Origin of the sequence: Pseudacidovorax sp. 1753 (genome assembly GCF_040544975.1) — a bacterium.
In the GTDB taxonomy this organism is placed as follows: Bacteria; Pseudomonadota; Gammaproteobacteria; order Burkholderiales; family Burkholderiaceae_C; genus Xenophilus.
Genome location: NZ_JBEPKY010000025.1, coordinates 60,481 through 85,594, shown reverse-complemented (window position 1 = coordinate 85,594; position 25,114 = coordinate 60,481). Strand labels below are relative to the sequence as shown.

The 25,114-nt window shown below is 67.1% G+C and carries 23 protein-coding genes and 1 other RNA gene; 8 read left to right on the top strand and 16 right to left on the bottom strand.

Annotated elements, in window-relative coordinates:
- Positions 1–161: 161 nt before the first annotated feature.
- The 10 genes from ABIC63_RS25410 to ABIC63_RS25365 all read right to left on the bottom strand — a co-directional run bounded on the left by ABIC63_RS25410 (position 162) and on the right by ABIC63_RS25365 (position 10,946).
- Positions 162–1,085, bottom strand: a complete 924-nt coding sequence (locus tag ABIC63_RS25410) for a DMT family transporter (protein WP_294378605.1) — start codon at positions 1,083–1,085, stop codon at positions 162–164.
- 1 nt (position 1,086) lies between these two features.
- Complete coding sequence (locus ABIC63_RS25405) at positions 1,087–2,703, bottom strand: gamma-glutamyltransferase family protein (RefSeq protein WP_354321823.1); 1,617 nt, start codon at positions 2,701–2,703, stop codon at positions 1,087–1,089.
- Between the two features lie 44 nt (positions 2,704–2,747).
- Positions 2,748–3,713 carry a Bug family tripartite tricarboxylate transporter substrate binding protein gene (locus ABIC63_RS25400; RefSeq protein ID WP_354321822.1) on the bottom strand — a complete coding sequence of 322 codons (966 nt, stop codon included), beginning with the start codon at positions 3,711–3,713 and terminating at the stop codon, positions 2,748–2,750.
- 224 nt (positions 3,714–3,937) lie between these two features.
- Positions 3,938–5,449 (bottom strand): tripartite tricarboxylate transporter permease, encoded by a 1,512-nt coding sequence (locus tag ABIC63_RS25395; RefSeq protein ID WP_294378600.1) that lies wholly within the window; start codon positions 5,447–5,449, stop codon positions 3,938–3,940.
- Between the two features lie 13 nt (positions 5,450–5,462).
- The gene (locus ABIC63_RS25390; RefSeq protein WP_354321821.1) at positions 5,463–5,951 is read right to left on the bottom strand and encodes a tripartite tricarboxylate transporter TctB family protein; all 489 of its coding nucleotides are present in this window, start codon (positions 5,949–5,951) and stop codon (positions 5,463–5,465) included.
- A gap of 115 nt (positions 5,952–6,066) precedes the next feature.
- Positions 6,067–7,908: a type IV pilus assembly ATPase TfpB gene (tfpB, locus tag ABIC63_RS25385; protein WP_354321820.1), complete on the bottom strand. Its 1,842-nt coding sequence runs from the start codon at positions 7,906–7,908 to the stop codon at positions 6,067–6,069.
- Entirely contained in the window at positions 7,905–8,669 is a 765-nt protein-coding gene (locus tag ABIC63_RS25380) for a class I SAM-dependent methyltransferase (RefSeq protein WP_354321819.1), read from the bottom strand. The genes tfpB and ABIC63_RS25380 overlap by 4 nt, the downstream gene beginning before the upstream one ends.
- The gene (locus tag ABIC63_RS25375) at positions 8,666–9,196 is read right to left on the bottom strand and encodes a DNA-deoxyinosine glycosylase (protein ID WP_354321818.1); all 531 of its coding nucleotides are present in this window, start codon (positions 9,194–9,196) and stop codon (positions 8,666–8,668) included. Before ABIC63_RS25375 ends, ABIC63_RS25380 begins: the two co-directional genes overlap by 4 nt.
- Positions 9,197–9,329: 133 nt before the next feature.
- Positions 9,330–9,905 (bottom strand): hypothetical protein, encoded by a 576-nt coding sequence (locus ABIC63_RS25370; RefSeq protein WP_354321817.1) that lies wholly within the window; start codon positions 9,903–9,905, stop codon positions 9,330–9,332.
- Between the two features lie 198 nt (positions 9,906–10,103).
- Positions 10,104–10,946 carry a TatD family hydrolase gene (locus tag ABIC63_RS25365; protein WP_354321816.1) on the bottom strand — a complete coding sequence of 281 codons (843 nt, stop codon included), beginning with the start codon at positions 10,944–10,946 and terminating at the stop codon, positions 10,104–10,106.
- An 89-nt stretch (positions 10,947–11,035) separates the two neighbouring features.
- Between ABIC63_RS25365 and ABIC63_RS25360 the strand changes: the two genes are divergently transcribed.
- The 4 genes from ABIC63_RS25360 (at position 11,036) to ABIC63_RS25345 (ending at position 15,191) form a co-directional block, all read left to right on the top strand.
- Positions 11,036–12,028: a S1C family serine protease gene (locus ABIC63_RS25360; protein ID WP_354321815.1), complete on the top strand. Its 993-nt coding sequence runs from the start codon at positions 11,036–11,038 to the stop codon at positions 12,026–12,028.
- Between the two features lie 92 nt (positions 12,029–12,120).
- Positions 12,121–13,137, top strand: a complete 1,017-nt coding sequence (locus tag ABIC63_RS25355; RefSeq protein ID WP_294378593.1) for an AAA family ATPase — start codon at positions 12,121–12,123, stop codon at positions 13,135–13,137.
- Positions 13,138–14,136, top strand: a complete 999-nt coding sequence (locus ABIC63_RS25350) for a DUF58 domain-containing protein (RefSeq protein ID WP_354321814.1) — start codon at positions 13,138–13,140, stop codon at positions 14,134–14,136.
- 14 nt (positions 14,137–14,150) lie between these two features.
- Positions 14,151–15,191, top strand: coding sequence for a VWA domain-containing protein (locus tag ABIC63_RS25345; protein WP_234195049.1), 1,041 nt, complete (start codon positions 14,151–14,153; stop codon positions 15,189–15,191).
- 179 nt (positions 15,192–15,370) lie between these two features.
- On the opposite strand, the gene ABIC63_RS25340 is transcribed toward ABIC63_RS25345, so the two are convergent.
- Together ABIC63_RS25340 and icd are read right to left on the bottom strand one after the other, a co-directional pair.
- The gene (locus ABIC63_RS25340; RefSeq protein WP_354321813.1) at positions 15,371–15,868 is read right to left on the bottom strand and encodes a YciE/YciF ferroxidase family protein; all 498 of its coding nucleotides are present in this window, start codon (positions 15,866–15,868) and stop codon (positions 15,371–15,373) included.
- Positions 15,869–16,011: 143 nt separating this feature from the next.
- Positions 16,012–17,277, bottom strand: coding sequence for an NADP-dependent isocitrate dehydrogenase (gene icd, locus ABIC63_RS25335; RefSeq protein WP_354321812.1), 1,266 nt, complete (start codon positions 17,275–17,277; stop codon positions 16,012–16,014).
- Between the two features lie 254 nt (positions 17,278–17,531).
- Between icd and ABIC63_RS25330 the strand changes: the two genes are divergently transcribed.
- Positions 17,532–17,717 (top strand): hypothetical protein, encoded by a 186-nt coding sequence (locus ABIC63_RS25330; protein ID WP_017757035.1) that lies wholly within the window; start codon positions 17,532–17,534, stop codon positions 17,715–17,717.
- A gap of 167 nt (positions 17,718–17,884) precedes the next feature.
- On the opposite strand, the gene ssrA is transcribed toward ABIC63_RS25330, so the two are convergent.
- From ssrA to ompA, 4 genes are all read right to left on the bottom strand, one after another.
- Positions 17,885–18,270: a transfer-messenger RNA gene (gene ssrA, locus ABIC63_RS25325) on the bottom strand.
- 13 nt (positions 18,271–18,283) lie between these two features.
- Positions 18,284–18,961, bottom strand: coding sequence for an HAD-IA family hydrolase (locus ABIC63_RS25320; protein WP_354321811.1), 678 nt, complete (start codon positions 18,959–18,961; stop codon positions 18,284–18,286).
- The gene (gene ubiG / locus ABIC63_RS25315) at positions 18,958–19,686 is read right to left on the bottom strand and encodes a bifunctional 2-polyprenyl-6-hydroxyphenol methylase/3-demethylubiquinol 3-O-methyltransferase UbiG (protein ID WP_294378590.1); all 729 of its coding nucleotides are present in this window, start codon (positions 19,684–19,686) and stop codon (positions 18,958–18,960) included. The genes ABIC63_RS25320 and ubiG overlap by 4 nt, the downstream gene beginning before the upstream one ends.
- 99 nt (positions 19,687–19,785) lie before the next feature.
- Positions 19,786–20,445, bottom strand: a complete 660-nt coding sequence (ompA, locus tag ABIC63_RS25310) for an outer membrane protein OmpA (RefSeq protein ID WP_043113615.1) — start codon at positions 20,443–20,445, stop codon at positions 19,786–19,788.
- 230 nt (positions 20,446–20,675) lie between these two features.
- Here ompA and gyrA point away from each other — a divergent pair, with 230 nt between their 5' ends.
- Genes gyrA through serC form a run of 3 tightly spaced genes read left to right on the top strand, consistent with a single transcriptional unit; the run spans position 20,676 to position 25,098 of the window.
- Positions 20,676–23,315 carry a DNA gyrase subunit A gene (gene gyrA / locus ABIC63_RS25305; protein ID WP_294378589.1) on the top strand — a complete coding sequence of 880 codons (2,640 nt, stop codon included), beginning with the start codon at positions 20,676–20,678 and terminating at the stop codon, positions 23,313–23,315.
- Positions 23,312–23,926, top strand: a complete 615-nt coding sequence (locus tag ABIC63_RS25300) for a DUF2059 domain-containing protein (RefSeq protein WP_294378588.1) — start codon at positions 23,312–23,314, stop codon at positions 23,924–23,926. Before gyrA ends, ABIC63_RS25300 begins: the two co-directional genes overlap by 4 nt.
- 50 nt (positions 23,927–23,976) lie before the next feature.
- Positions 23,977–25,098, top strand: a complete 1,122-nt coding sequence (gene serC / locus ABIC63_RS25295) for a 3-phosphoserine/phosphohydroxythreonine transaminase (RefSeq protein WP_294378587.1) — start codon at positions 23,977–23,979, stop codon at positions 25,096–25,098.
- Positions 25,099–25,114 lie beyond the last annotated feature (16 nt).

The window sequence follows — 25,114 nt, the reverse complement described above, 5'->3', positions numbered from 1 at the left end:
GACTCCTAGATGAATGCCGCGCCGGGCCAGCCGTGCGGCGATGGGGCGCAAGGGTAGCGGAGCCGGGCGATCCGTGCTCGGCCGAGGGGAGTGCCTGTACAGCCTGCGGGACCGGCAACCGCCGCTGCGCGACCGCCGCGCACGCGCAATGACGAGTGCGCTCAAGGCCGGGTGAAGACGTAGATGCCAGCCAGCACCAAGGCCGTCCCCGCGGCAATCCACACGGTGAAGGGCTCGCCGAGCAGCACCACACCCATCAGCAGCGTGGACATCGGTCCGATCATGCCCGTCTGCGCCGCAACCGCGGGCCCAATGCGCTCGATGGCCATCATCACGGCCAGCACCGGCACGGCGGTGCACAGCGTGGCATTGAGCACCGACAGCCAGACCACCTGCGGCGCCACATCCATCACCGTGCCGACGGGCCGCAGCACCAGGTACTGGCCGATGCACAGCAGACAGGCCACCGTCGTGGCCAGACCCACCAGTCGCAGCGAGCCCAGTCGTTTGACGAACTCGCCGCTCCACACGAGGTAGATGGCATAGCTGATCGCACTCAGGAAGACCAGGAAGGCCCCCCAGGCCGTCGCACCGCCCTGCCCGAGGCCGAGCTCGTGGCCGAAGACCAGCATGACGCCCGCATAGCTGATGGCCGCGCCCAACAGCTGTTTGCCGCGCACCTTTCGGCGGTACACCGCCCAGCCGAACAGCATCACCAGCGTGGGGTTAAGGTAGAGGATCAGCCGCTCCAGGCTGGCCGAGATGTAGGCCAGCCCGGCGAAGTCCAGGAAGCTCGCCAGGTAGTAGCCCGTGAGCCCCAGCCCGAACACGCCCAGCCAGTCGCGCTGCGTGAGCGGCGGCTTGCCCCGCCCTGCCCACCACGCCATCACCGCGAACAGCGGCAGCGCGAAGAGCATTCGCAGCATGATGAGCGTGACGGCATCCACGCCATGGCGATAGGCCAGCTTGACGATGATGGCCTTGCCGCTGAAGGCGATGGCACCGAACACCGCCAGCAGCAGGCCGGTGCCCATGCCGGCGCGGGCCTTGGGGGAAACGGAGGAAGACGCCGCGCCGCTGCTCATCTCACCAACCGGCGGCGAGGCCGTCGCGCCGCGGATCGCTGGCGATCACATAGCCCTCGGTCTTCGGATCGCCCATGCGCCAGATGAACTGGCCGGCGCCGAAGTCCTGGTACGAGTCGTTGATGACATCGATCTCGTGGCCCATGCCGCGCAGGCCCTCGACCACGCCGGGCGCCATGGCCGACTCCACATTGATGTTCAGCCCGGCGTTGAAGCGCCAGCGGGGCGCATCGCAGGCGGCCTGCGGATTCTGGTGATGGTCGATCATGCGCACCAGCGTCTGCATGTGGCCCTGCGGCTGCATGTTGCCGCCCATCACGCCGAAGCTCATCACCGGCTGGGCGTCCTGCGTGAGGAAGCCCGGGATGATGGTGTGGAAGGGCCGCTTGCCCGGGGCCACCTGGTTGGGGCTGCCGTCCTTCAGGCTGAAGCCGTGGCCGCGGTTCTGCAGGCTGATGCCGAATTCCGGCTCCACGCAGCCCGAGCCGAAGCCCATGTAGTTGCTCTGGATGAAGCTGACCATCATGCCGTTCTCGTCCGCGGCCGTGAGGTAGATGGTGCCGCCCTTGACCGGGTTGCCGGCCTGGAAGTCCTGTGCGCGGTGCATGTCGATCAGTTTGGCACGGCTCGCCAGATAGGCGTCATCGAGCATTTGCTCGGGGGTCACCGTCATCGACGATGGCTCGGACACATAGCGGTAGACGTCGGCGAAGGCCAGCTTCATGGCCTCGATCTGCAGATGCTGGGCCTGCGCCGAGTCGATGGCCATGTCGGCGATGTCGAAGTTCGACAGGATGCCCAGCGCGATCAGCGCCGCGATGCCCTGGCCGTTGGGCGGGATCTCGTGCAGCGTGTAGCCGCGGTAGTCCTTGCTCACCGGCGTGACCCACTCGGGCTTCCAGTTGGCCAGATCAGCCGTCGTCAGGCTGCCGCCGTTGGCCGCCGAGAAGCGGGCCAGCGCGTCGGCGATCTCGCCGCGGTAGAAGGCCTCGCCGCGCGTCTGGCCGATGGCGCGCAGCGCGCGTGCCGCGGCCGGAAAGCGGAACAACTCGCCCACCTCGGGCGCGCGGCCCCAGGGCATGAAGCTCTGCGCGAAGCCCGGCTGGTCGTGCAGGATCGGCGTGGCCGCGGCCCACTTCTGCTGCACCACGGGCGGGATCAGGTAGCCGCGTTCGGCCACTTCGATGGCCGGCACCATCAGGTCGGCGAAGGGCAGCTTGCCGAAGCGCTCCGACAGCGCGGCCCAGGCGCCCACGGCGCCCGGCACCGTCACCGAATCCATGCCGCGCATGGGTGGTGTGGTGCCATCGGCGCCATGCTTGCGGCGGAAATATTCGGGCGTCCAGGCCGAAGGCGCGCAGCCGGAACTGTTCAGGCCATGCAGTTGCTGGCCGTCCCACAGGATGCAGAAGGCATCGCTGCCCAGGCCGTTGCTCACCGGCTCCACCAGCGTCATGACGGCCGCGGTGGCGATGGCGGCATCCACCGCGTTGCCGCCTTGGTGCAGCATGCGCAGGCCGGCCTGCGCGGCCAGCGGATGCGAGGTCGACACCACGTTGCGGGCGAAGACCGGGATGCGGGTGGAGGGATAGGGGTTGCCGTAGTCGAAGCGCTTCATGGGTCTCTCCTGCAAGGTCCTGTGTGTCTGGGGGTCGAGGGCGGTCAGTCGTTGGTGATCTTGCGCTCGACGATGATCTTCTTCCACTTGGCGGCGTCCTGCGCCACCATGGCCGCGAACTGGGCCGGCGTGCTGGTGGTGGGCTCGATGCCCAGCTTGTCGAGCTTCTCGCGCACCTCGGGATCGGTGATGGCCTGCGCCGCTGCGGTGTTGACGCGCGCCACCAGGTCGGCAGGCAGACCCTTGGGGCCGTACAGGCCGAACCAGGTCACCGATTCGAAGCCCGGCAGCGTGTCGGCCACCGGCGGAAGATCGGGAACCAGCGGGCTGCGCTTGAGCGAAGTGACGGCCAGCGCGCGCAGACGTCCGTCACGCACGAAGGGCAGGCCCGTGGGCAGCGAATCGAACAGCAGGTCCACCTTGCCGCTCATCAGGTCGGGCATGGCCAGGGCCGTGCCCTTGTAGGGGATGTGCGTGACGAACACGCCGGCCATCGACTTGAACAGTTCCGCCGTCAGCTGCACCACGGTGCCGTTGCCGCTGGAGGCGTAGTTGAACTTGCCGGGGTTCTTGCGGGCCAGTTCGATCCATTCCTTGACGCTGCGTGCGGGCGAGCTGTTGGGCACCAGCATGATGCTGGGCGCGTTGCCCACGTGGACGATGGGCGTGAAGTCGCGCACCGTGTCGTAGGGCAGCCTGGGATTGATCGACGGGCCCACCGAATGCGTGCTGGTGGTGGCCAGCAGCAGCGTGTAGCCGTCGGCCGGCGCCTTGGCCGCCAGATCGGAGCCGATGGCACCGCCGGCGCCGGGCTTGTTGTCCACCACCAGCGCGTTGCCGAGCTTCTCGCCCATCTTCTGCGACAGGGTGCGGGCGAACAGGTCGGTGGCGCCGCCGGCCGGAAAGGGCACGATCAACCGGATGGGCTTGGACGGATAGCTCTGCGCCAGCGCGGCGCCGGCGGGAAGCAGGGACGCCGAGGCGGCCTGCAGGAAATGTCTGCGTTGCATCGTCAAGAGCGAAGAAGAGGGAATGGTGGGTGGCGGTCGGCCCGGCGGCCGCGCGGCGCCGATTGGAACGCTTTCGGGACTGATGAGGAAATGGATTTGGTTGATGAATTCATGCAGCCCATCTATGAATCGCACTGCACTCGCCCGCCCAAAGAAAAACGGCACCCGAAGGTGCCGTTCGTTGGTGCAAGGGGCGTGCCGCTGGCCGCACGCCGCCGCCCCCGTCATTCTTCGACGAAGGCTTCCTCGCGCTTGGACTTGACCGAAGGCAGCAGCACGATCACCAGGAGCAGCACCGCCATCAGCAGCAGGCCGGCCGAGATCGGCCGCGTGACCAGCACGCTCCATTCGCCGCGCGACAGCAGCAGCGCACGGCGCAGGTTCTCCTCCATCATCGGTCCCAGGATGAAGCCCAGCAGCAGCGGCGCCGGCTCGCAGCCCATCTTGATGAAGGCATAGCCCACCACGCCGAAGATGGCCACCATCCACACGTCGAAGGTGTTGTTGTTGGTCGAGTACACGCCGATGGCGCAGAACAGCACGATCGCCGGGAACAGCCACTTGTACGGAATCGACAGCAGCTTGATCCACATGCCGATCAGCGGCAGGTTCAGGATGATCAGCATCAGGTTGCCGATCCACATCGAGGCGATCAGGCCCCAGAACAGTTCCGGGTTGCTGGTCATCACCTGCGGGCCGGGCTGGATGTTGTGGATGGTCATCGCGCCCACCATCAGCGCCATCACCGGGTTGGGCGGAATGCCCAGCGTCAGCAGCGGGATGAAGGAGGTCTGCGCGCCGGCGTTGTTGGCCGACTCGGGGCCCGCCACGCCGCGGATGTTGCCCTTGCCGAACGGGACTTCGCCCGGACGCGGCTTGAGCTTCTTCTCCAGCGTGTACGACGCGAAGGACGACAGCAGCGCGCCGCCGCCGGGCAGGATGCCCAGGGCCGAACCCAGCGCCGTGCCGCGCAGCACGGCGGGCGTCATGCGCTTGAAGTCTTCCTTGGTGGGCCACAGGCCCTGCAGCTTGGCGGTGAAGATCTCGCGGTCTTCCTCGGGCTTGGCCAGGTTGGAGATGATCTCGCCATAGCCGAACACGCCCATGGCGATGGCGATGAAGCCGATGCCGTCCGTGAGTTCCGGAATGTCGAAGCTATAGCGGGCCACGCCCGAATTCACGTCCGTGCCCACCAGACCCAGCAGCAGGCCGAGCACGATCATGCAGATGGCCTTGAGCAGGGAACCGGAGGCCAGAACCACCGCGCCGATCAGGCCCAGGATCATCAGGCTGAAGTACTCGGCCGGGCCGAACTTGAAGGCCAGCTCGGTCAGCGGCGGCGCAAAGGCCGCCAGGATCAGCGTGCCCACGCAGCCGGCGAAGAAGGAGCCCAGGCCGGCGGCCGCAAGCGCCGGCCCCCCGCGCCCCGCCTTGGCCATGGCATGCCCGTCGATCACGGTCACCACCGAGGCCGATTCCCCAGGCAGGTTCACAAGGATGGCGGTAGTGGAGCCGCCATACTGCGAGCCGTAATAGATGCCGGCCAGCATGATCAGCGCCGCCACCGGGGGCAGCGCGTAGGTCGCCGGCAGCAGCATGGCGATGGTCGCCACCGGGCCGATGCCGGGCAGCACGCCGATCAGCGTGCCCAGCAGGCAGCCGACAAAGGCATAGATCAGGTTCTGCAGCGTGAAGGCCGCGCCGAAGCCGATCGAAAGGTTGGTAATCAGATCCATGGGATTGCGCCGATCAGCCGGTGATGAACGTGGGCCAGACCTGGAACTGCAGCTTCAGGCCGACGATGAATGCGAGGTAGCTGCCCACCGCGAGGATGGTGCCGAGGATCAGCGCCAGCTTGAGCGAGAACTCGGCGCCAGCCAGGGCGGCAATGATCACCAGCGCGTAGATGCCGATGATCAGGCCCATGGCCGGCAGGCCGATGCTGGGCAGGCCGCCCAACAGCACGCCGAACACGAGGTTGGCCGCGATGATGAACACCAGCGGCTTCCAGGCGATCTTGCCGATGGGCTCGCCGTCCACCGTCTCCACGGTCAGCGAGCCGAAGATGACCACCAGGCCCAGGATGGCCAGCACGATGCCCAGCATGAGGGGGAAATACCCCGGACCCATGCGCGCCCCGCTGCCCACGGTGTAGGTCGTGGCGCCCCAGGCGAACCCGGCCCCGACCAGCGTGAACATGAGGCCCGCGAAAAAGTCCTTCTGACTTTTGATCTTCACGAACGGTCTCCACACAAAAAAGAGTGGGCGGATTTTTGGTCAGCCACAAGTCAGCTTCGATGTGGATTCCACCTAACCTGAGTTCAGGGTTAGCCCGGGGTTGCCCCGGCCGCGATCAGCTTCTTTCCTGCAGGGCCGGCGTGGCCGCGAGCACTTCGGCCACGGTGGTCAGCCCCTCGGCGACGCGCAGCAGACCCGCCAGACGCAGCGGCCGCATGCCGTCGGCCACCGCCTGCCGACGCAGCGCACCGATGTCGGGCGCCTGGCCCAGCAGGCCGCGGAAGCTCTCGCTCACCATCATCAGCTCGTACAGGCCGGTGCGGCCGCGGTAGCCGGTCATGCGGCATTCGATGCAGCCGACGGGCTTGTAGGCCCGCACGGTGCCGCCGCTCACGCGCCAGGGCGAAGCCAGCTCATCGAGCGTCTCGCGCGTCACCTCGTCGTCGAGCTGCTTGCAGTGCGGGCACAGCGTGCGCACCAGACGCTGGGCCATCACGCCCAGCAGCGTGGCGTTGACCAGGTACGCGGGCACGCCCAGTTCCATCAGGCGCGAGATGGCGCTGGGCGCATCGTTGGTGTGAAGCGTGCTGAACACCAGGTGGCCGGTGAGCGCGGCTTGGACGGCCATCTCGGCGGTGTCCAGATCACGGATCTCGCCCACCATGATGATGTCCGGGTCCTGCCGCATGAGGGCGCGCAGGCCCTCGGTGAAGCCGAAGTCCAGATGGTGCTGCACCTGGGTCTGGTTGAACGAGGGCTCGATCATTTCGATCGGGTCCTCGATGGTGCTGACGTTGACCTCCTCGGTCGCCACGCGGCGCAGCGTCGAATACAGCGTGGTGGTCTTGCCCGAGCCGGTCGGGCCGGTCACGAGGATGATGCCGTGCGGATGCGCGACGAGCGACTTCCAGCGCGCCGCGTCGTGGGCCGAGAAGCCCAGCGCGTCCAGGTCCTTGACCACGGTGTCGGGGTCGAAGATGCGCATCACCATCTTCTCGCCGAAGGCCGTGGGCAATGTGGAGAGGCGCATCTCCACCTCCTCATGCGCTGCCGTGCCGGTGCCGGCGGCCTCGGCGCCGGGCAGCGCCGGGCGCAGGCGACGGGTCTTGATGCGGCCGTCCAGCGGGCGGCGCTTCTCGACCACGTCCATGCGGCCCAGCAGCTTGATGCGGGCGATCATGGCGCTCATCACAGTGAGCGGCATCTGGTAGGCCGGATGCAGCACCCCGTCGATGCGGAAGCGAATCACGCCCTGCTCGCGCCGCGGCTCCAGGTGGATGTCGGAGGCGCGCTGGTCGAAGGCGTACTGCCACAGCCAGTCCACCACCTGCACCACGCTCTGGTCGTTGGCATCGAGCTGGCGGTTGCTGCGGCCGAGCTCCACCAACTGCTCGAAGCTGGTGGCCGCCGCCTGGCCGCCGGCCTTCTGCGCCGCGCGCACCGAGCGCGCGAGGGCGAAGAACTCGGCCGTGTAGCGATGGATCTCGACCGGGTTGGCCACCACGCGCCGTACCTGCCGGCGCGACTGGCGCTCCACCTCGGCCACCCAGTCGGCGATGAAGGGCTCGGCCGTGGCCACGATGACCTCGGTGGGGCCGACCTGCACCGGCAGCACTTTGTGGCGCTCGGCATAGGCCGCGCTCATCACGTCGGCCACCTTGCCCACGTCCACCTTGAGTGGATCGATGCGCAGGTAGGGCAGGCCCGCGCGGCCGGCCAGCCACTCGGTGAGCCGCTCCAGGTCGAGCGGCCGCCCGTCCGCGGCGCCGGTGATGGCCACGTTGGCCAGTCGCACCAGCGGATGCTGGCTGCTCTCGGCCTGGGCGCAGCGGGCGATGGTGCGGTCAGCCTCCTCGCGGCTGATGACGCCGTCCTGCGCCAGCCACTCCACCAGGGTGCGCAACACCACCGGGCCTTGATGGGCGTTCGGCATGCCGGAGCGCGCGGGTCGGGTCATGGCTGCAGGGGTTTGAACACGCGCAGCCACTTGGGCGCCGGCAGGCCCCAGCGCGCCGAGACCACTTCGGCCTGCTGGGCCAGCCGTTCGCGCTTGGGCCGCGACGGGGTACGCTGGGCCAGCACGATGGTGTTGCCTTCACGCGTGGGCTTGAAGGCCCACAGCGCATCGGCGCCGAAGGCCTCGGCGATCTTCTCGACGCTGCGGTCGTAGCTGGAAGAGCGGCCGAAGAGGTTGACCGTCATGCAGCCGTCCTCGGCCAGCACGCCGCGGCAATCGGCATAAAACTCGGCGCTGTCGAGCACGGGCGCCGCCGCCTCGTGGTCGTACAGGTCGACCTGCAGCGCATGCACTTGGCCCTGCCACTGGGCGGCGCGCACCTCTTCAGCGGCATCGGCGATCACGACCTGAAGCTTGGCGTCGTCCTGCGGCAGCTTGAACCAGCCGCGGCAGGCGGCCACCACCGCCGGGTTCAGCTCGATGGCGGTGGTGCGCATGCGCAGCTGCTTGCGGCAGAACTTGGTGAGCGAGGCCGCGCCCAGCCCCAGTTGCATGGCATGGCGCTTGGTCACCTCGGACGGTTCGACGAAGAGCAGCCAGGCCATCATGCGCTGCACGTACTCCAGCTCGATCTCGAAGGGCGCATCGATGCGCATGGAGCCCTGCACCCATTCCGTGCCCAGGTGCAGGTAGCGGATGTCGCCCCAGTCCGAGAAGTTGACCTCGGGAAGCTCCTGCGGCTTGCTGCGGCGGGCCTTCATGCGCAAAGCCCGTGTCGTGCAAAGACCTCGCGCCACGCCTCGGTCTTGCGCGCCAGGCTCCAGGCGGCATGGGCCGGGCTGGTGGAAGGCAGGCGATGGACGACCACGCCTGTCATGCCCAGCCGCATGGCCTGGGCATGGCTGGCGGCGCCGTTGTGGGCGACGGCTTCGAGGCGGGGAAGATCGAGCTGGCGCAGGTCGTTGGGCTCGGCGTCACGGATGGCGGAATCCAGGCTGCCGGTGCGCCGGCAGCGTGCGTACACGTCCCACAGCCCCAGGCCTCGATCGAGGATCCACCGGCAGCGCCCGGCATAGTCGTGAGAAGGCGGAAGCGGCTGCTCGGGCCAGAGGGCTTGCAAGAGTGTCCAGAGCTGGTTGCGGGGGTTCGCATAATACTGCCGCCTCTCGAGCGAGATGCGGCTCGGGAAGCTGCCCAGGATCAGCAGCCGGGTGTGGGCGGCGACCACGGGCGCAAGCCCTTCCAGGAGCGGCGGCTCGGGTGGGGACGAAGGAGACGACACCGGCATGGCGCCATCATCGCGCGGTCGGCTGCGGCTTCCAGGGCCGCCATGCGAAAGAGCCCGCCGAAGCGGGCTCTTTGCCATGGGCCGGGTGGGCCGCCGATCCCGCGGGATGCGGGGCTCGGCGGCACTCACCCCATCACTGCTTGCCGGCTGCCTTGGCCGCTTCGTTCTGCTCGGTGCCGGGGATCTTCTCGCCGATCTTGTCGCCGGCCGTGCGCATGCCGTCGGCCGTCTTGTGGGCCACGTTGGCCGTTGCATCGCCGGCCTTCTGCACGCCGTGCTTGGTCGCGCTGTAGGCCTTCTTGGCACCGCTTTCCGTGGCGTCGACGGCCTTGCCGCCCACTTCCTTCGTCTTGCGATACGCCTTCTTGGCGCCGCTTTCGGTGGCATCGACCGCTTCGCCGCCGACTTCCTTGGTCTTGCGGTAGGCCTTCTTGGCGCCATGCTCGGTGGCGTCGGCCGCCTTCTCGGCGGTGTTCTTGGTGGCGTGGTAGGCCTTCTTGGCGCCGCGCTCGGTGGCGTCGACCGCCTCCTTGCCGGTTTCCTTGGCCCGCTCCGTCAGCGTGGGTTGTGCCGTTGCGGGCACGGCCGGCGTCGTCGCGGTGGTGGTCGTCGTGGTCGTGGCGCTGGTCTGCGCGACCGCCGGCAGGCCGATGGCGGCCAGGGCCACGATCAGGGCGGCAGGAAGGGCGCGGAGGTTGTACGTTGTCATCGGAATCGCTCCTTTGGATACGGGCCGCCTGGGGCAGCCCCGGTTTGGGACACACGGGGTGGTGCCCCCGTATGGCCTGCAACGGCAGGCCGTGGCCGAAGGATGACACCGAAGAACGCCTTGCAATCGCTGGAACGCCATGTTGCGACCTCCGCCTACGAAGCCGTGTCGGCCGCGTCCGACAGGCCGGCAAGCCCTTCATCCCGCGAGGGGCATCAATGCCGCCAGTCGAGGCACCGCCTGGAGGGCATTTCGCGTCGTGGCCGCTGCCACGCCGCCGACGGGCAGGCCGCGCAGTTCAGCCAGCACCTGTGCGATGCGGGGGACTTCCGCCGGCTCGTTGCGCCCCTGGGGCACGCCGGCTTCGCGGGCCTCCCGGGTTTGGTAGAGCCAGCTGGGCGGGATGTCCGGCGCATCGGTCTCGAGGACGAAGGAGTCGAGCGGCAGTTGCGCCGCCAGTTCGCGCAGCCGGGTCGCCCGCTCGAAAGTCATCGCGCCGCCCAGCCCGAGCTTCAGCCCAAGCGCCAGACACTCCTCGGCCTGCTGACGGCTTCCGACGAAGGCATGGGCGATGCCGCTCCATGGTTGGCCGCCGCCCACTTCGCGCAGTTGGCGCAGCACCTTGTCGACCGAGCGGCGCACATGCAGCAGCACCGGCAGCTGCCGCTGCCAGGCCACCTGAAGCTGACGCCGGAACAGCCGCTCCTGCGTCGGCCCGTCGAGGCCGGCTACGAAATAGTCCAGGCCGATCTCGCCCACCGCCACCAGACGCGGATCGTCGGCATGGCGATCCAGCGCGTCTTCCAGGGCCGCGAGCGCCGCATCGCCGCCCTCCGCGGTGCACAGCGGATGGATGCCCAGCGCATAAGCATCCTGTTGCGCATGCGCCAGTACCCGCACGGCGTCGAAATTGGAGGCGGATACGGCCGGGATCAGGCACAGCGCCACGCCCGCTTGCCGCGATCGCGCATGCACCTGCGACGCCTGCGCACCGAATTCGGGCGCATCCAGGTGACAGTGGGTATCGATGAAGACCGCCATGCGGGGAGATCATGCCGCAGGGGCTGCAAAGCGGTACGAAGCGTGCTAGGGTGACCCCACCCCTGCATCACTTTTCCGGAGGTGCATCGATGCGCAGGCCCGCCCGCTACAGCCCGTCGCCCCGTCGTCCCGTTGCCGAGGACGAGCCGATGTCCTCTCCGTTGCCGCCAGCGGGAGGGGAAGGCGACGCCCCCTCCCATGGCCCTTCCGTCCGCCCGGCGGCATGGCAGCCGGGCCGCCGCACCGTGGCGGCACTTACGGTGGCCGTGCTGGCCCTGGGCGCCACCAGCGCTTGGCTGTGGCAGCGCCCGACTACCGGGCTCCAGCTGACGCAGAAGGACATCGACGCCGCCGTGCTCAAGACGCTGCAGACGCAGACGCTGCCTTCGCAGGCGACGCGCGCGGCGGACACGATCCGGCCCTCGGTCGTCCGCGTCGTGAGCTACGGCGAGGAAAAGGAAACCCCCGCCGCGCGGACCGAGAAGCGCGGCCGCAACATGGCGCGCGGCAAACCGCCCGAGGCCTCGGGCCCGCCCGGCGAAGTCGAGCGCGGCATCGGCACCGGCGTGGTCATCGTCGACAAGGGCGTGATCCTGACCAACCTGCACGTCGTCGCGGGCGCGCAGAAGATCAAGGTGACCTTCTTCGACGGCCTGGAATCGGTGGCCACCGTGACCGGCGTGCAGCCCGAGAACGACCTGGCCGTCCTCCAGGCGCAGAAGATCCCCGACGACCTGGTGGCCGCCACCATGAAATCGACCGCCGACCTGCGCCCCGGCGACCAGGTGGTGGCGGTGGGCTTTCCCTTCGGCATCGGTCCGTCGGTCTCGGCGGGCGTGGTATCGGGGCTCAAGCGCTCCTTCCAGTCGCCAGAGGGCAAGCAGGAGCTGTCCAACCTGATCCAGTTCGATGCGGCGGCCAACCCCGGCAACTCCGGCGGCCCGCTGATCAACATGGACGGCGAGGTGCTGGGCATCGTCACCGCCATCCTCAACCCGACGCAGCAGCGCACCTTCATCGGCATCGGCTTTGCGGTGCCCATCGAGAACGCCGCCTCGGCGGTGGGCTCGCCGCCCTTCTGACGCTGTCCGCCGCCCAGCGCCAGCCCGTGCGGCTGGCATCGTGATTGCCCCATCCACAGACCGCCGCCTACCGACCGTCCACCGGAAGCCTCATGACCACACCGACCGCCCTGCCCGACACCGCTGCCACCACCGCCGAGCTGATGGAACAGATCCTCTACCAGGTCAAGCGCGTGGTGGTGGGCCAGGACCGCTTCCTCGAACGGGTGATGGTGGCCATGCTGGCCGGCGGCCACCTGCTGGTCGAAGGCGTACCGGGCCTCGCCAAGACGCTCACCGTCAAGACGCTGGCCGAGACCATGCGCGGCAGCTTCAAGCGCATCCAGTTCACGCCTGACCTGGTGCCGGCCGATCTGGTGGGCACGCGCATCTACAACCAGAAGACCGGCGATTTCTCGACCTCGCTCGGCCCGGTCTTCGCCAACCTGCTGCTGGCCGACGAAATCAACCGCGCGCCCGCCAAGGTGCAGAGCGCGCTTCTGGAGGTGATGCAGGAACGCCAGGTGACCATCGCCGGCGAGACGCACCGCGTGCCGCGCCCCTTCCTGGTCATGGCCACGCAGAACCCCATCGAGACTGAAGGCACCTATCCCTTGCCCGAAGCCCAGGTGGATCGCTTCATGATGAAGGTGCTGGTCGACTACCCCACCGACGACGAGGAGTTCGTCATCGTCCAGCGGGTGATCGGCGAGAAGCTGGAGGCCGCGCCGGTGGCCACCATCGAGCAGCTGGCGGCGCTGCAGGCCCAGTCGCGGCAGGTGTATGTCGACCCGTCGCTGATCCAGTACGCGGTCAAGCTGATCTCCGCCACGCGCAATCCCGAAAAGTTCGGCCTCAAGGACACGCGCCGCTTCATCACCTTTGGCGCCAGCCCGCGCGCCACCATCGGCCTGGCCGAAGGCGCACGCGCTCTCGCCATGCTGCGCGGGCGGGCCTACGTGCTGCCCGAGGACATGAGCGACCTGGTGCCCGACGTGCTGCGCCACCGGGTGACGCTGTCGTACGAGGGCCTGTCGGAAGGCCTCACGCCCGATCTGCTGATCGAGAAGATCATGCGAGCCGTGCCCGCGCCTCCGCGGCCACTCGAACACGACAAGCTGGTGGCCTGAATGAAGCTGTGGCGCCGCAAGCCCGCCGCCCTGCCGGCGGCCAACGACCCGGCTCCCGAGGCCGGGGCGGCCGACCGGCTGCTGCGCCGGCTGGAGTGGACCGTCATCCGCCGCCTCGACGGCCTGCTGCAAGGCGACTACCGCACGCTGATGCGCGGCACCGGCCTGGACCTGGCCGACCTGCGCGAATACCAGATGCACGACGACGTGCGCCACATCGACTGGAACGTCACCGCGCGCCAGCAGGTGCCGCACGTGCGCGTCTTCACCGAAGACCGGGAGATGGCCGCCTGGTTCGTGCTGGATCTGAGCCGCTCGGTGGATTTCGGCTCCGGCCCGAGGGCCAAGCGCGAGATCTCGGCCGGCTTCGTCGGTGTGCTCGCGCGACTGCTCACGCGCCACGGCAACCGCGTGGGGGCATTGGTCTACGGTCATGACCTCGAGGCCGTGCTGCCCCCGCGGAGCAGCCGAACGCACGTGCTGCGGTTGCTGCACGAGATGGAACGCCGTGCGCATGCCGCAACGGACACCAAGGCGCCCCACCACGGCATGACCCGGCTGGCCGACATGCTGCAGTCGGCAGCAGGATTGATGCCCCGGCGCAGCACCGTCTTCGTCGTTTCCGACTTCCTCACGGAGCCCGGCTGGGAGAAGCCCCTTGCGCGCCTGGCCCAGCGCCACGAAGTGGTGGCCGTGCGCCTGTTCGACCCCCTGGAGCGCGAGCTGCCCGACCTGGGCCTGGTGCCGCTGGCCGATGCCGAAACCGGCGAGCAGGTCTGGGTCGACACCCACGACGCGGCCTTCCGCCGCCGCTTCGCCAAGCTCGCCGCGGAGCGCGAGGACGCCCTGCGCGACGCCCTGGCCAACGCCGGCGTCGATGCACTGGAGCTCTCCACCGCCGACGATCTGGTCGAAGCCATCGTCCGATTTGCCGACATGCGCCGTCGCCGGGTGCGCGCGACCGGCGCGCCGCCACGACGCGCTGGAGAACTGCGATGAATGCCACGCTGCCCCTGACCTTCCTCTGGCCGCAGTTCCTGTGGCTGCTGCTGCTGGTGCCTGCGCTGGTGCTGCTGTACGTGTGGCTGATCCGGCGCAAGAAGAAGCTGGCCGTGCGCTATGCCAGCCTGTCCATCGTGCGCGAGGCGCTGGGCGCACGGCAGTCGCTGCGCCGGCACCTGCCACCCGTGCTCTTCCTGCTCGCGATCACAGCCATGCTGCTCGCCGCGGCCCGCCCGCTGGCGGTAATCACCCTGCCCTCCAACCAGCAGACCATCATCCTGGCGATGGACGTGTCGGGCAGCATGCGGGCCGAGGACGTGAAGCCCAACCGGCTGGTGGCCGCGCAGGAAGCCGCCAAGGCCTTCATCAAGGACCTGCCGCGCAACGTCAAGGTGGGCGTCGTGGCCTTCGCCGGCAGCGCCAACGTGGCGCAGTTGCCTACCACCAGCCGCGATGAGCTGGTGGCCGCCATCGATTCCTTCCAGTTGCAGCGGGCCACGGCCACGGGCAATGCCATCGTGGTGTCGCTGGCCACGCTCTTCCCCGATGCCGGCATCGACATCGCCGACTTCGGGCCGCAAAGTCGACAGCAGGGCATCTCGCTGGATCGCGCGGGGCGCAAGCCGGCCGAGCCGTTCAAGCCTGTCGCGCCAGGCTCCTACTCGTCGGCCGCAATCATCATGTTGACCGACGGCCAGCGCACCACCGGCGTCGATCCACTGGACGCCGCCAAGGCCGCGGCCGATCGGGGGGTGCGCGTCTATACCGTCGGGGTGGGTACGGTGGATGGCGAAACCATCGGCTTCGAAGGCTGGTCGATGCGCGTGCGTCTGGACGAGGAAACGCTGAAGGCGGTCGCCAACCGGACGGCCGCCGAGTACTTCTACGCCGGCACCGCGCAGGACCTGCACAAGGTCTACGAAACCCTCAGCTCGCGCCTGACGGTCGAAAAGAAGGAAACCGAGGTCTCCGCACTGTTCGCCATCGCGGCGGCCGCCCTGTCGCTGCTGGCAGCGGGCCTGTCATTGCTGTGGTTCAACCGGATTCTGTAAGCCTGCCAGCGGCGCGGCGGCCGAGTGGCGTGGTCAGCGCCGAGTCACTTGCAGGCCCACGGGAGAAAGCACGAAACCCCGCGCTGGCGGGGTTTCGTTCCCGAGCCTGACGGAGGGCGCAGATGCGCCCTTCCGTATCAGGGCACGCGGCAGGCATCAATATGCGGATTGGCGCCGGCTCAGGCGGCAGCCTGCGCCTCGTCGATCTGCATCGCCTCCGCCAACGTGCCCAGCCGCTGGTCCGTGGCCTGCTCCTCGCCCAAAGTCTCCTTGAGCAGCGAGACTGCCTCCTGGAAGCCCAGCTTCTGCGCCACCAGGCACAGCGAGGTGTAGCCGGCGATTTCGTAGTGCTCTGCCTTCTGCGCCGAAGCGATGAGCGCCGCATCGAGCACCGGGCCGGCTTCGATCTGGTCGATGAGCGAGGTCGCCTCCTCGATGAGGCCTTCCATGCCCTCGCACTTGATGCGCTTGAGCTTGAAGCCACACCGCTCGGCGACCTGCTCGATGCGTTCAACCTGCGCGCGCGTCTCTTCCAGGTGGGCTTCGAAGGCGGCTTGCAAGTCGGGGTTGGTCGCCGCCCGCGCCATCTTCGGCAGCGAGCGGGTCATCTGCTTCTCGGCGCTGTAGGTGTCGGACAGGTCGTGGATGAACAGGTCCTGGACGGTCTTCATGGGCATGGGAACTCCTTGGCAAACGATGGAGCCCCTACCCTGTCATGCTGCTCCAGGTCCGCTGTAGGAAGCGTCGCGGGGAGGCGTGCGCCCCGCGCGATGAAGGCCGTACGCGCCGCAGCAACGTGCGGCGCATCCGGCGGCGGCCCTCACTCCGCCATGGCGTCAATCATCACTTGACCGAAGCCGGAGCAGCTCACCTGCGTCGCACCATCCATCAACCGCGCGAAGTCATAGGTGACCCGCTTGCTCTGGATCGCCGACTCCATGGCCCGGATGATCAGGTCCGCCGCCTCCTTCCAGCCCATGTGGCGCAGCATCATCTCGGCCGAGAGGATGCTCGAGCCCGGGTTGACGTAGTCCTTGCCGGCATACTTGGGCGCCGTGCCGTGCGTGGCCTCGAACATGGCCACGGTGTCGGACATGTTGGCACCCGGTGCGATGCCGATGCCGCCCACCTGCGCCGCGAGCGCGTCAGAGATGTAGTCGCCGTTGAGGTTGAGGGTGGCGATCACCGAATACTCGGCGGGCCGCAGCAGGATCTGCTGCAGGAAGGCATCGGCGATCACGTCCTTGATGACGATGTCCTTACCGGTCTTCGGGCTCTTGACCCGCAGCCACGGTCCGCCGTCGATGGGCTGGCCGCCGAACTCGCGCGCCGCCAGGGCATAGCCCCACTCGCGGAAGCCGCCTTCGGTGAACTTCATGATGTTGCCCTTGTGCACGAGCGTGACACTGGGCTTGTCGTTGTCGATGGCGTACTGGATGGCCTTGCGCACCAGGCGCTCCGTGCCTTCGATGGACACCGGCTTGAGGCCGATGGCCGAGGTCTCGGGGAAGCGGATCGTCTTGGCGCCCAGTTCGTCGACCAGAAAGCGGATCAGCTTCTGCGCCTTCTCGGAGCGGGCCTCGTACTCGATGCCGGCATAGATGTCTTCCGAGTTCTCGCGGAAGATGGCCATGTCGGTCTTGCTCGGCTCGCGCAGCGGCGAAGGCACGCCATTGAAATAGCGCACCGGGCGCAGGCACACGTACAGGTCGAGTTGCTGGCGCAGCGCGACGTTCAGGCTGCGGATTCCGCCGCCGACGGGCGTCGTCAGCGGCCCCTTGATCGAGACGACGTAGTCGCGCACCGCAGCCAGGGTTTCGTCAGGCAGCCAGACGTCGGGACCATAGAGCTGGGTGGACTTGCCGCCAGCATAGATCTCCATCCAGTGGATCTTGCGGGCGCCGCCATAGGCCTGGGCCACCGCCGCATCCACCACTTTGAGCATCACCGGCGTCACGTCGCGACCGACGCCGTCGCCCTCGATGAAGGGGATGATCACCTGGTCCGGCACGTCGAGCGTGTTGTCGGCATTGACGGTGATCTTCCGGCCCTCCGCCGGGACTTGGATGTGCTGGTAGCTGGACATGGATGAGCTTGGGTGGAAGAAGCGCCACTTCGTACGACAACGGTCGCGCTCAGCCGCGGATGGGCCGGCGTGGCAAGGAATTCTAGACGCGGCCCTCCAGGCGACGGGGCGCATGGGGTACCCGCGCGATGTTCACCGGCGCCGTCAACCGGATCGCGTCTGCGCCGTTTTACAAGCAGCCGGCCACGATCCCGTGTATGGCTGAGTGCTCATCAAGGCAGTCCCAAAAACCGTCAATCCCAAAGGATGTTCTTATGAAGAAGCTTCTCGCTTTCGCCACCGCCGGTCTGATCGCCACCGGCGCCTTCGCCCAGGCCCCCGCCGCGGCGCCGACCGACGCGCCGGCCGTGAAGGCCGCCTCGGCCAAGCACACCAAGAAGGCCACCAAGCACAAGGTCGCCCACAAGGCCAAGGCCAAGAAGAGCGTCAAGGCCGCCTGAACGCTGCATCAGCGCATGCACGAAAGCCCGGCACCGCCGGGCTTTTTTGCGGGCTCGCCCCAGCGCTCTGTCCCACAGGGTGCGGCAAGGCAGGCATCAAAGAAATGAGCCCGGATCTGGCTCGCAGTCCGGGCTCGGAGGGCGTTGGCGATAGCAACGCTGATGTGTGGTGGAGCTGGGGGGATTTGAACCCCCGTCCGCAAGCCTTCGCCGCGCAGATCTACATGTTTAGCGCTCTGTTTTGGATCTCGCCACCGGCAACGCGCAGACGCACGCTTTGCCGACAGCCAGCACCCTTAGATCTCGCAACGGCCCAAGGTACCCGGACCGCTGCCAGCCAATGTGATTAACCTTGCAGCCGGGAGGCGTCAGATTGCTCTAACGCCCCCTTGCCCAGCCCATCGGCCGACTGTTGCAAGGCTCGCAGCGATTAGGCTGCGAGTGCGAAACGTTCGTCGTTTGCAGTTAGTTTGTTTGAATCTGTTTTACGAGCACATTCAGCTCGACATGCACCACTGCGGTCCCGAACCCACGTCGAAACCAATGCAGCCCCAGAACCGTTCATTTTAGGCCGACGGCAACCATTGCAAGAGGTCGAGGGGCAAAGAAATCACCGCATCCGCCTCCCAAAGGGTGACATCGGCCTCCGCGCCAAGGTAGCCATAGGCAACGGCAACCGTCCTCATGCCAGCGGCCCGACCTGCGACGATGTCCCTCTGGTCATCGCCCACATAGACGCAGCGGGCAGGGTCCACCCCCATGCGCCGTGCCGCCTCGAGCAACGGCGCCGGATGAGGCTTCGAATGCGGCGTGGTGTCCCCGCTGATGATCGCCCCTGCTGTGCGGAACAACGGCATGCTCCCAGTCAGTGGCACCGTGAAGCGGCTGGCCTTGTTGGTGACCACACCCCAGGGCAGGCGACGAGAGCCGAGTTGGGTGATGAGTGCCTCGACGCCCTCGAAGGCATGGGTGCCATCGAGCATGAGCGCTTCATAGTTCTTGAAGAACTCCTCCCTCAGCTCAGGGAACTGCGCGTCCTCGGGTCGCAGCCCGAATGCCACACCCAGCATGCCTCGCGCACCGGCGCCAGCCATGGACCGGTAGGCGCTCAGCGGCAGCGAGGCCATGCCCCGTTCGACCCGCATCCGATCGGCGGCCGCGCCCAGTTCGGGCGCGCTGTCGACGAGGGTGCCGTCGAGATCGAACAGGACCGCCTGAATGTCCTGCCAGGGCACTGTGCTCATGCGCCGGCCGCCTGGACCGCGCGCCGCGTTGCCAGCATGTAGTTGACACTCACGTCGTCGTTGAGCCAGTAACGGCGGGTCAACGGGTTGTATTGGAGCCCCCGCGAGTGATCGATCATCAGCGATGCCGCCCGGCAGTGCGCCGCAAGCTCCGCCGGCCGGATCAGCTTGGCGTATTCATGGGTTCCCCGCGGCAGCATGTTCAGCACGTACTCCGCGCCCACGATCGCCAGCATGAACGCCTTGGCATTGCGATTGATGGTGGAAAAGAACACCCATCCACCAGGCTTGACCAGCTTGGCGCAGGCCTGAACCACTGAAGCCGGCTTCGGCACATGCTCCAGCATTTCCATGCAGGTGACGACATCAAAGCTGCCGGGAGCCTCTTCGGCCAGCGCCTCCACCGCCACCTCGCGATAGCGCACGCCCTGGGTGCCTGCATCGAGGGCGTGCAATTGCGCGACCTTGAGCGCCTTGCCCGCCAGATCGATGCCCAGGACGTCGGCGCCGCGACGCGCCATGGCATCCGATAGGATGCCGCCACCACAACCAACGTCCAGCACGCGCTGGCCCGCAAGAGGCACCTGCCCCTCGATCCATTCGAGCCGCAACGGATTGATCTCGTGCAAGGGGCGGAATTCGCTGTCCACATCCCACCAGCGGTGGGCCAGTTCAGAAAATTTGGCCAGTTCGGCCGGATCTGCGTTGGGATGAGTTGCCGTCATCGTTGAATTATGGAGTTCGCGTCGAAGTCATCGACCGGATGCGAGGAATGGCCATAAAAAAACCCCGCCGAGGCGGGGTTTTCAGCGGGCTGATCGAAATCAGTTGGCGCGGGTGCCCACCACTTCGATTTCCACGCGACGGTTCTTGGCGCGGCCTTCCTTGGTACGGTTGTCGGCGACGGGCTGCTTCTCGCCCTTGCCTTCGGTGTACACGCGGTTGCGTTCGATGCCCTTGGAGACCAGATAGGCCTTCACGGCTTCGGCACGGCGCACCGACAGCTTCTGGTTGTAGGCATCGGTACCGATGGAGTCGGTGTGACCCACGGCGATGATGACTTCCAGGTTGATGCCCTTGATCTTGGAGACCAGATCGTCCAGCTTGGCACGGCCTTCCGGCTTCAGGACCGACTTGTCGAAGTCGAAGAAGGCGTCGGCAGCGAAGGTGACCTTCGAAGCGGCAACGGCCGGCGGTGCAGGCGGCGCGGGCGGCGTCACGGCAGCCGGGGGCGCAGCAACGGGAGCGGGGGCAGCGGTAACCAGAGCGCCATCGCAACCCACGGCGGCCGTGGCGGGGGTCCAGTTGGCATCGCGCCAGCAGAGTTCGTTGGTGCCGTTCTTCCAGACCAGCTCGCCAGTGCCGTTCTGCCAGTTGTCGATCACGGGACCACCGTTCGCGGCGGTGACCTTGGTCTGCGCGCCGGCGGCCGTGGCGAGCGCAGCGACTGCAAACATCATCGCCACTTTATTCAGTTTCTTCATGGTTCTCCTCTTGGGGAAAAAGCCGCAGCCGCAGCCGCGAAACAAGGACGTCTCAAGTGACCACCACCCAAAACGCTGGAGTTCATTGTGCCATAGGGTCTTTCTCAAACCGGGCGCGCCCGCCCCGGCCGGCGTAGGACTGCAACGGAAAGCCGCACTTGTGTTGCTGTCTCGCGACACCGCGGGCGACGTAAAATCCACCGTTTCGCCCGCCGACCTGCTGCCGCCTCATGACATCGTTCGCCAAGGAAACCCTGCCCATCAGCCTCGAGGAGGAGATGCGGCGCAGCTATCTCGACTACGCGATGAGCGTGATCGTCGGGCGCGCCCTGCCCGACGCGCGGGATGGCCTCAAGCCCGTGCATCGCCGTGTGCTGTACGCGATGCACGAGCTCAACAACGACTGGAACCGGCCCTACAAGAAGTCGGCCCGTATCGTTGGCGATGTCATCGGCAAGTACCACCCGCATGGCGACCAGTCGGTCTACGACACAATCGTGCGTCTGGCGCAGGATTTCTCCATGCGCCACATGTTGGTGGATGGCCAGGGCAATTTCGGCTCGGTCGATGGCGACAGTGCGGCGGCGATGCGATATACCGAAATTCGCCTTGCAAAAATCGCGCATGAAATGCTGGCGGATATCGACAAGGAAACCGTCGATTTCGGCCCCAATTACGACGGCAGCGAAAAAGAACCACTGGTATTGCCCAGCCGCCTGCCCAACCTGCTGGTCAACGGCTCAGGCGGCATTGCGGTGGGCATGGCCACCAACATTCCGCCCCACAACCTGAACGAGGTGGTGGACGCCTGCCTGCATCTGCTTCGCCACCCCGACGCCAGCATCGACGACCTGATGGAGATCGTGCCGGCACCCGACTTCCCGACGGCAGGCATCATCTATGGCATCAACGGCGTCAAGGAAGGCTATCGCACCGGCCGCGGCAAGGTGGTGATGCGGGCCAAGTGCCACTTCGAGGACATCGACCGCGGCCAGCGCCAGGCCATCATCGTCGACGAGTTGCCCTACCAGGTGAACAAGAAGACGCTGCAGGAGCGCATGGCCGAACTGGTGCACGAGAAGAAGCTCGAGGGCATCAGCCACATCCAGGACGAGTCCGACAAGTCGGGCATGCGCCTGGTGATCGAGCTCAAGCGCGGCGAAGTGCCGGAGGTGGTCTTAAATAACCTGTACAAACAGACGCAGCTGCAGGACACCTTCGGCATCAACATGGTGGCCCTGGTGGATGGCCAGCCCAAGCTGTGCAACCTGAAGGACCTGGTGCAGGTCTTCCTGCAGCACCGCCGCGAGGTGGTGACGCGGCGCACGGTGTTCAACCTGCGCAAGGCGCGCGAGCGCGGCCACGTGCTCGAGGGCCTGGCGGTTGCGCTGGCCAACATCGACGAGTTCATCCGCATCATCCGCGAGTCGCCCACGCCGCCGGTGGCCAAGGCCGAGCTGATGACCCGCTCGTGGGACAGCAAGCTGGTGCGCGAGATGCTCACCCGCGCGCGCGCCGACGGCGGCACCATCAATGCCGACGACTACCGGCCCGAAGGCCTGGAGCGCATCTACGGCCTGATGGGCGACGGCCTCTACCGCCTTTCCGAGACGCAGGCACAGGAAATCCTGCAGATGCGCCTGCAGCGCCTGACCGGCCTAGAGCAGGACAAGATCGTCGCCGAGTACAAGGAAGTGATGGCGGAGATCGACGACCTGCTCGACATCCTGTCCAAGCCCGAGCGCGTGTCGGTCATCATCGGCGAGGAACTCGGCGCCCTGCGGCAAGAGTTTGGCCAGACCAAGCTGGGCGCGCGCCGCAGCGAGATCGAATACAGCGCGCAGGACCTCTCCACCGAAGACCTGATCACGCCCACCGACATGGTGGTCACGCTCTCGCACAGCGGCTACATCAAGAGCCAGCCGCTCTCCGAGTACCGGGCGCAAAAGCGCGGCGGTCGGGGCAAGCAGGCCGCCGCGACCAAGGAAGACGACTGGATCGACCAGCTCTTCATTGCGAACACGCACGACTACATCCTCTGCTTCTCCAACCGCGGGCGGCTGTACTGGCTCAAGGTGTGGGAAGTGCCTTCGGGCTCGCGCAATTCGCGCGGCCGACCGATCGTCAACATGTTCCCGCTGGCCGAGGGCGAGAAGATCACCGTGGTGCTGCCGCTGACCGGCGACACGCGCAACTTCCCGTCCGACCGCTACATCTTCATGGGCACGTCGATGGGCACCGTCAAGAAGACAGCGCTCGACGAATTCAGCAACCCGCGCAAGGCCGGCATCATCGCCGTCGACCTGGATGACGGCGATTACCTCATCGGCGCGGCACTGACGGACGGCAAGCACGATGTGATGCTCTTCTCCGATGGCGGCAAGGCTGTGCGCTTCGACGAGAACGACGTACGGCCCATGGGCCGCAATGCCCGCGGCGTGCGCGGCATGATGCTGGAGGACGGGCAGGGCGTGATCGCCATGCTGGTGGCCGAGGATGAGACGCAGAGCGTGCTCACCGCCACCGAGAACGGCTACGGCAAGCGCACCAGCATCACCGAGTACACCCGCCACGGCCGGGGAACCAAAGGCATGATCGCGATTCAACAGAGCGAGCGCAACGGCAAGGTCGTGGCCGCCACGCTGGTGCATGTGGATGACGAGATCATGCTCATCACCGACAAGGGCGTGCTGGTACGTACACGCGTATCAGAAATCCGCGAACTCGGCCGCGCGACGCAAGGTGTCACGCTCATCAACCTCGACGAAGGCGCCAAGCTCAGCGGGCTGCAGCGCATCGTCGAGAACGACGCCAACGCGGCCGCCGATGCGGAAGACGCCGCAGATCCATCCCAGGAGAACCCTCAATGAAGAAACACATCAAGACCGCCCTGATCGGCGCCACGCTCGCTGCAGCCGTCTCCGGCGCCTGGGCCCAGGACAAGGCTGCCCTCATCAAGCAGTTCATCGAGTTGCAGCGTCCGGGCGTGGAAGCGCTGGCGCGGGGCCTGGTCGAAGAGTCGAGCCTGCCGATCGCCCGCGCGGGTGCCGGTTACCTGCAGACGCAAGTGCCCGAGGCCAAGCGCGAAGCCGCCGGCAAGGCCGCCGACGCCGAACTGAAGAAGTACTTCGACGACGCCTATCCGCTGGTGCGCGACAAGGCCGTCCAACTGGCTCCCGCGGCCCTGACGCCGGTGCTGGACCAGAACTTCAATGAAGAAGAGATGCGCCAGCTCGTGGCCTGGGTCAGCTCGCCGGTGAGCAAGAAATACCAGGAACTCAATCCGCAGCTGCAGAACGCGTTGACGGAGAAACTGGTGGCCGAGACCCGCACGTCGGTCGAGCCCAAGTTGCGCGCCCTGGACACCAACGTCGCCAAGGCCCTGGGCGCGCCCACCGATGGTGGTGCGGCCAAGGGCAACGGTGCAAGCAGCAGCGGCACCAGCGGCAGCGCCGCACCCAAGGCCCCCGCCAAGAAGTAACCCCTGCCTGCGCCTCCGCCCGCCGCCCGCCGCCCGCCGCCCGCCGCCGAATGACACCCGCCGCCCCACGCCGTCCTTACAACTTCTCTGCCGGCCCGGCCGCCATGCCCGAGGCCGTGCTGCGCCGCGCGGCAGCGGAGATGCTCGACTGGCACGGCAGCGGCATGGGCGTGATGGAGATGAGCCACCGCGGCAAGGAATTCGGCGAGATCATCGGGCAGGCGGAGGCTGACTTCCGCCAGCTTCTGGCGGTGCCGTCCAACTTCCGAATCCTGTTCATGCAGGGCGGTGGGCTGGGCGAGAACGCCATCGTGCCGCTGAACCTCTCGCGCGGTGGCACGGTCGACTTCGTGGTCACCGGCAGCTGGAGCACGAAGTCGCTCAAGGAAGCGGGCCGGTATTGCAAGGCGCGCATGGCCGCCACCAACGCCGAAGGCGGCCATGTGGCGATTCCTGAAGCCGCCAAGTGGTCGCTGAGCGCAGACGCCGCCTATGTGCACCTGTGCTCCAACGAGACGATCAACGGCATCGAGTTCCAGGAACTGCCCGACCTGAAAGCCCTCGGCAGCGACGCGCCGCTGGTCATCGACTTCTCCTCGCATGTCGCATCGCGCAGCGTGGATTGGAGCCGTGTGGGCCTGGCCTTCGGTGGTGCCCAGAAGAACCTCGGCCCCGCCGGCCTGACGCTGGTGGTGGTGCGCGAAGACCTGCTCGACCGCGCCCTGCCGATCTGCCCAAGCGCCTTCAGCTACAAGCTCGTGGCCGAGAACGATTCGATGTACAACACGCCGCCGACCTGGGGCATCTACATGGCGGGCCTGACCTTCCAGTGGCTGCTGCAGCAGAAGGAAGGCGAGCTGACCGGCGTGGCTGCCATGGAGGCGCGCAACATCGCCAAGGCCAAGCTGCTGTACGACTTCATCGACGCATCGGCCTTTTATGTGAGCAAGGTCGATCCGGCCTGCCGCTCGCGCATGAACGTGCCCTTCCTGCTGGCCGACGAATCGCGCAACGAGGCCTTCCTGACAGGCGCGAAGACGGCCGGGCTGCTGCAGCTCAAGGGCCACAAGTCCGTGGGCGGCATGCGCGCCAGCATCTACAACGCCATGCCGCTGGAAGGCGTTCAGGCACTTGTGTCCTACATGAGAGAATTCGAGCGCCTGCACGCCTGAATACAGGCGTGAGTCC

What these genes read in the sequence shown, in the direction of transcription:
- ABIC63_RS25410 (WP_294378605.1), bottom strand. Translation starts at nt 1,085, where the DNA reads ATGAGCAGCGGCGCGGCGTCTTCCTCCGTTTCCCCCAAGGCCCGCGCC.
- ABIC63_RS25405 (WP_354321823.1), bottom strand. Translation starts at nt 2,703, where the DNA reads ATGAAGCGCTTCGACTACGGCAACCCCTATCCCTCCACCCGCATCCCG.
- ABIC63_RS25400 (WP_354321822.1), bottom strand. Translation starts at nt 3,713, where the DNA reads ATGCAACGCAGACATTTCCTGCAGGCCGCCTCGGCGTCCCTGCTTCCC.
- ABIC63_RS25395 (WP_294378600.1), bottom strand. Translation starts at nt 5,449, where the DNA reads ATGGATCTGATTACCAACCTTTCGATCGGCTTCGGCGCGGCCTTCACG.
- tfpB (WP_354321820.1), bottom strand. Translation starts at nt 7,908, where the DNA reads ATGACCCGACCCGCGCGCTCCGGCATGCCGAACGCCCATCAAGGCCCG.
- ABIC63_RS25380 (WP_354321819.1), bottom strand. Translation starts at nt 8,669, where the DNA reads ATGAAGGCCCGCCGCAGCAAGCCGCAGGAGCTTCCCGAGGTCAACTTC.
- ABIC63_RS25375 (WP_354321818.1), bottom strand. Translation starts at nt 9,196, where the DNA reads ATGCCGGTGTCGTCTCCTTCGTCCCCACCCGAGCCGCCGCTCCTGGAA.
- ABIC63_RS25370 (WP_354321817.1), bottom strand. Translation starts at nt 9,905, where the DNA reads ATGACAACGTACAACCTCCGCGCCCTTCCTGCCGCCCTGATCGTGGCC.
- ABIC63_RS25365 (WP_354321816.1), bottom strand. Translation starts at nt 10,946, where the DNA reads ATGGCGGTCTTCATCGATACCCACTGTCACCTGGATGCGCCCGAATTC.
- ABIC63_RS25360 (WP_354321815.1), top strand. Translation starts at nt 11,036, where the DNA reads ATGCGCAGGCCCGCCCGCTACAGCCCGTCGCCCCGTCGTCCCGTTGCC.
- ABIC63_RS25355 (WP_294378593.1), top strand. Translation starts at nt 12,121, where the DNA reads ATGACCACACCGACCGCCCTGCCCGACACCGCTGCCACCACCGCCGAG.
- ABIC63_RS25350 (WP_354321814.1), top strand. Translation starts at nt 13,138, where the DNA reads ATGAAGCTGTGGCGCCGCAAGCCCGCCGCCCTGCCGGCGGCCAACGAC.
- ABIC63_RS25340 (WP_354321813.1), bottom strand. Translation starts at nt 15,868, where the DNA reads ATGCCCATGAAGACCGTCCAGGACCTGTTCATCCACGACCTGTCCGAC.
- icd (WP_354321812.1), bottom strand. Translation starts at nt 17,277, where the DNA reads ATGTCCAGCTACCAGCACATCCAAGTCCCGGCGGAGGGCCGGAAGATC.
- ABIC63_RS25330 (WP_017757035.1), top strand. Translation starts at nt 17,532, where the DNA reads ATGAAGAAGCTTCTCGCTTTCGCCACCGCCGGTCTGATCGCCACCGGC.
- ABIC63_RS25320 (WP_354321811.1), bottom strand. Translation starts at nt 18,961, where the DNA reads ATGAGCACAGTGCCCTGGCAGGACATTCAGGCGGTCCTGTTCGATCTC.
- ubiG (WP_294378590.1), bottom strand. Translation starts at nt 19,686, where the DNA reads ATGACGGCAACTCATCCCAACGCAGATCCGGCCGAACTGGCCAAATTT.
- ompA (WP_043113615.1), bottom strand. Translation starts at nt 20,445, where the DNA reads ATGAAGAAACTGAATAAAGTGGCGATGATGTTTGCAGTCGCTGCGCTC.
- gyrA (WP_294378589.1), top strand. Translation starts at nt 20,676, where the DNA reads ATGACATCGTTCGCCAAGGAAACCCTGCCCATCAGCCTCGAGGAGGAG.
- ABIC63_RS25300 (WP_294378588.1), top strand. Translation starts at nt 23,312, where the DNA reads ATGAAGAAACACATCAAGACCGCCCTGATCGGCGCCACGCTCGCTGCA.
- serC (WP_294378587.1), top strand. Translation starts at nt 23,977, where the DNA reads ATGACACCCGCCGCCCCACGCCGTCCTTACAACTTCTCTGCCGGCCCG.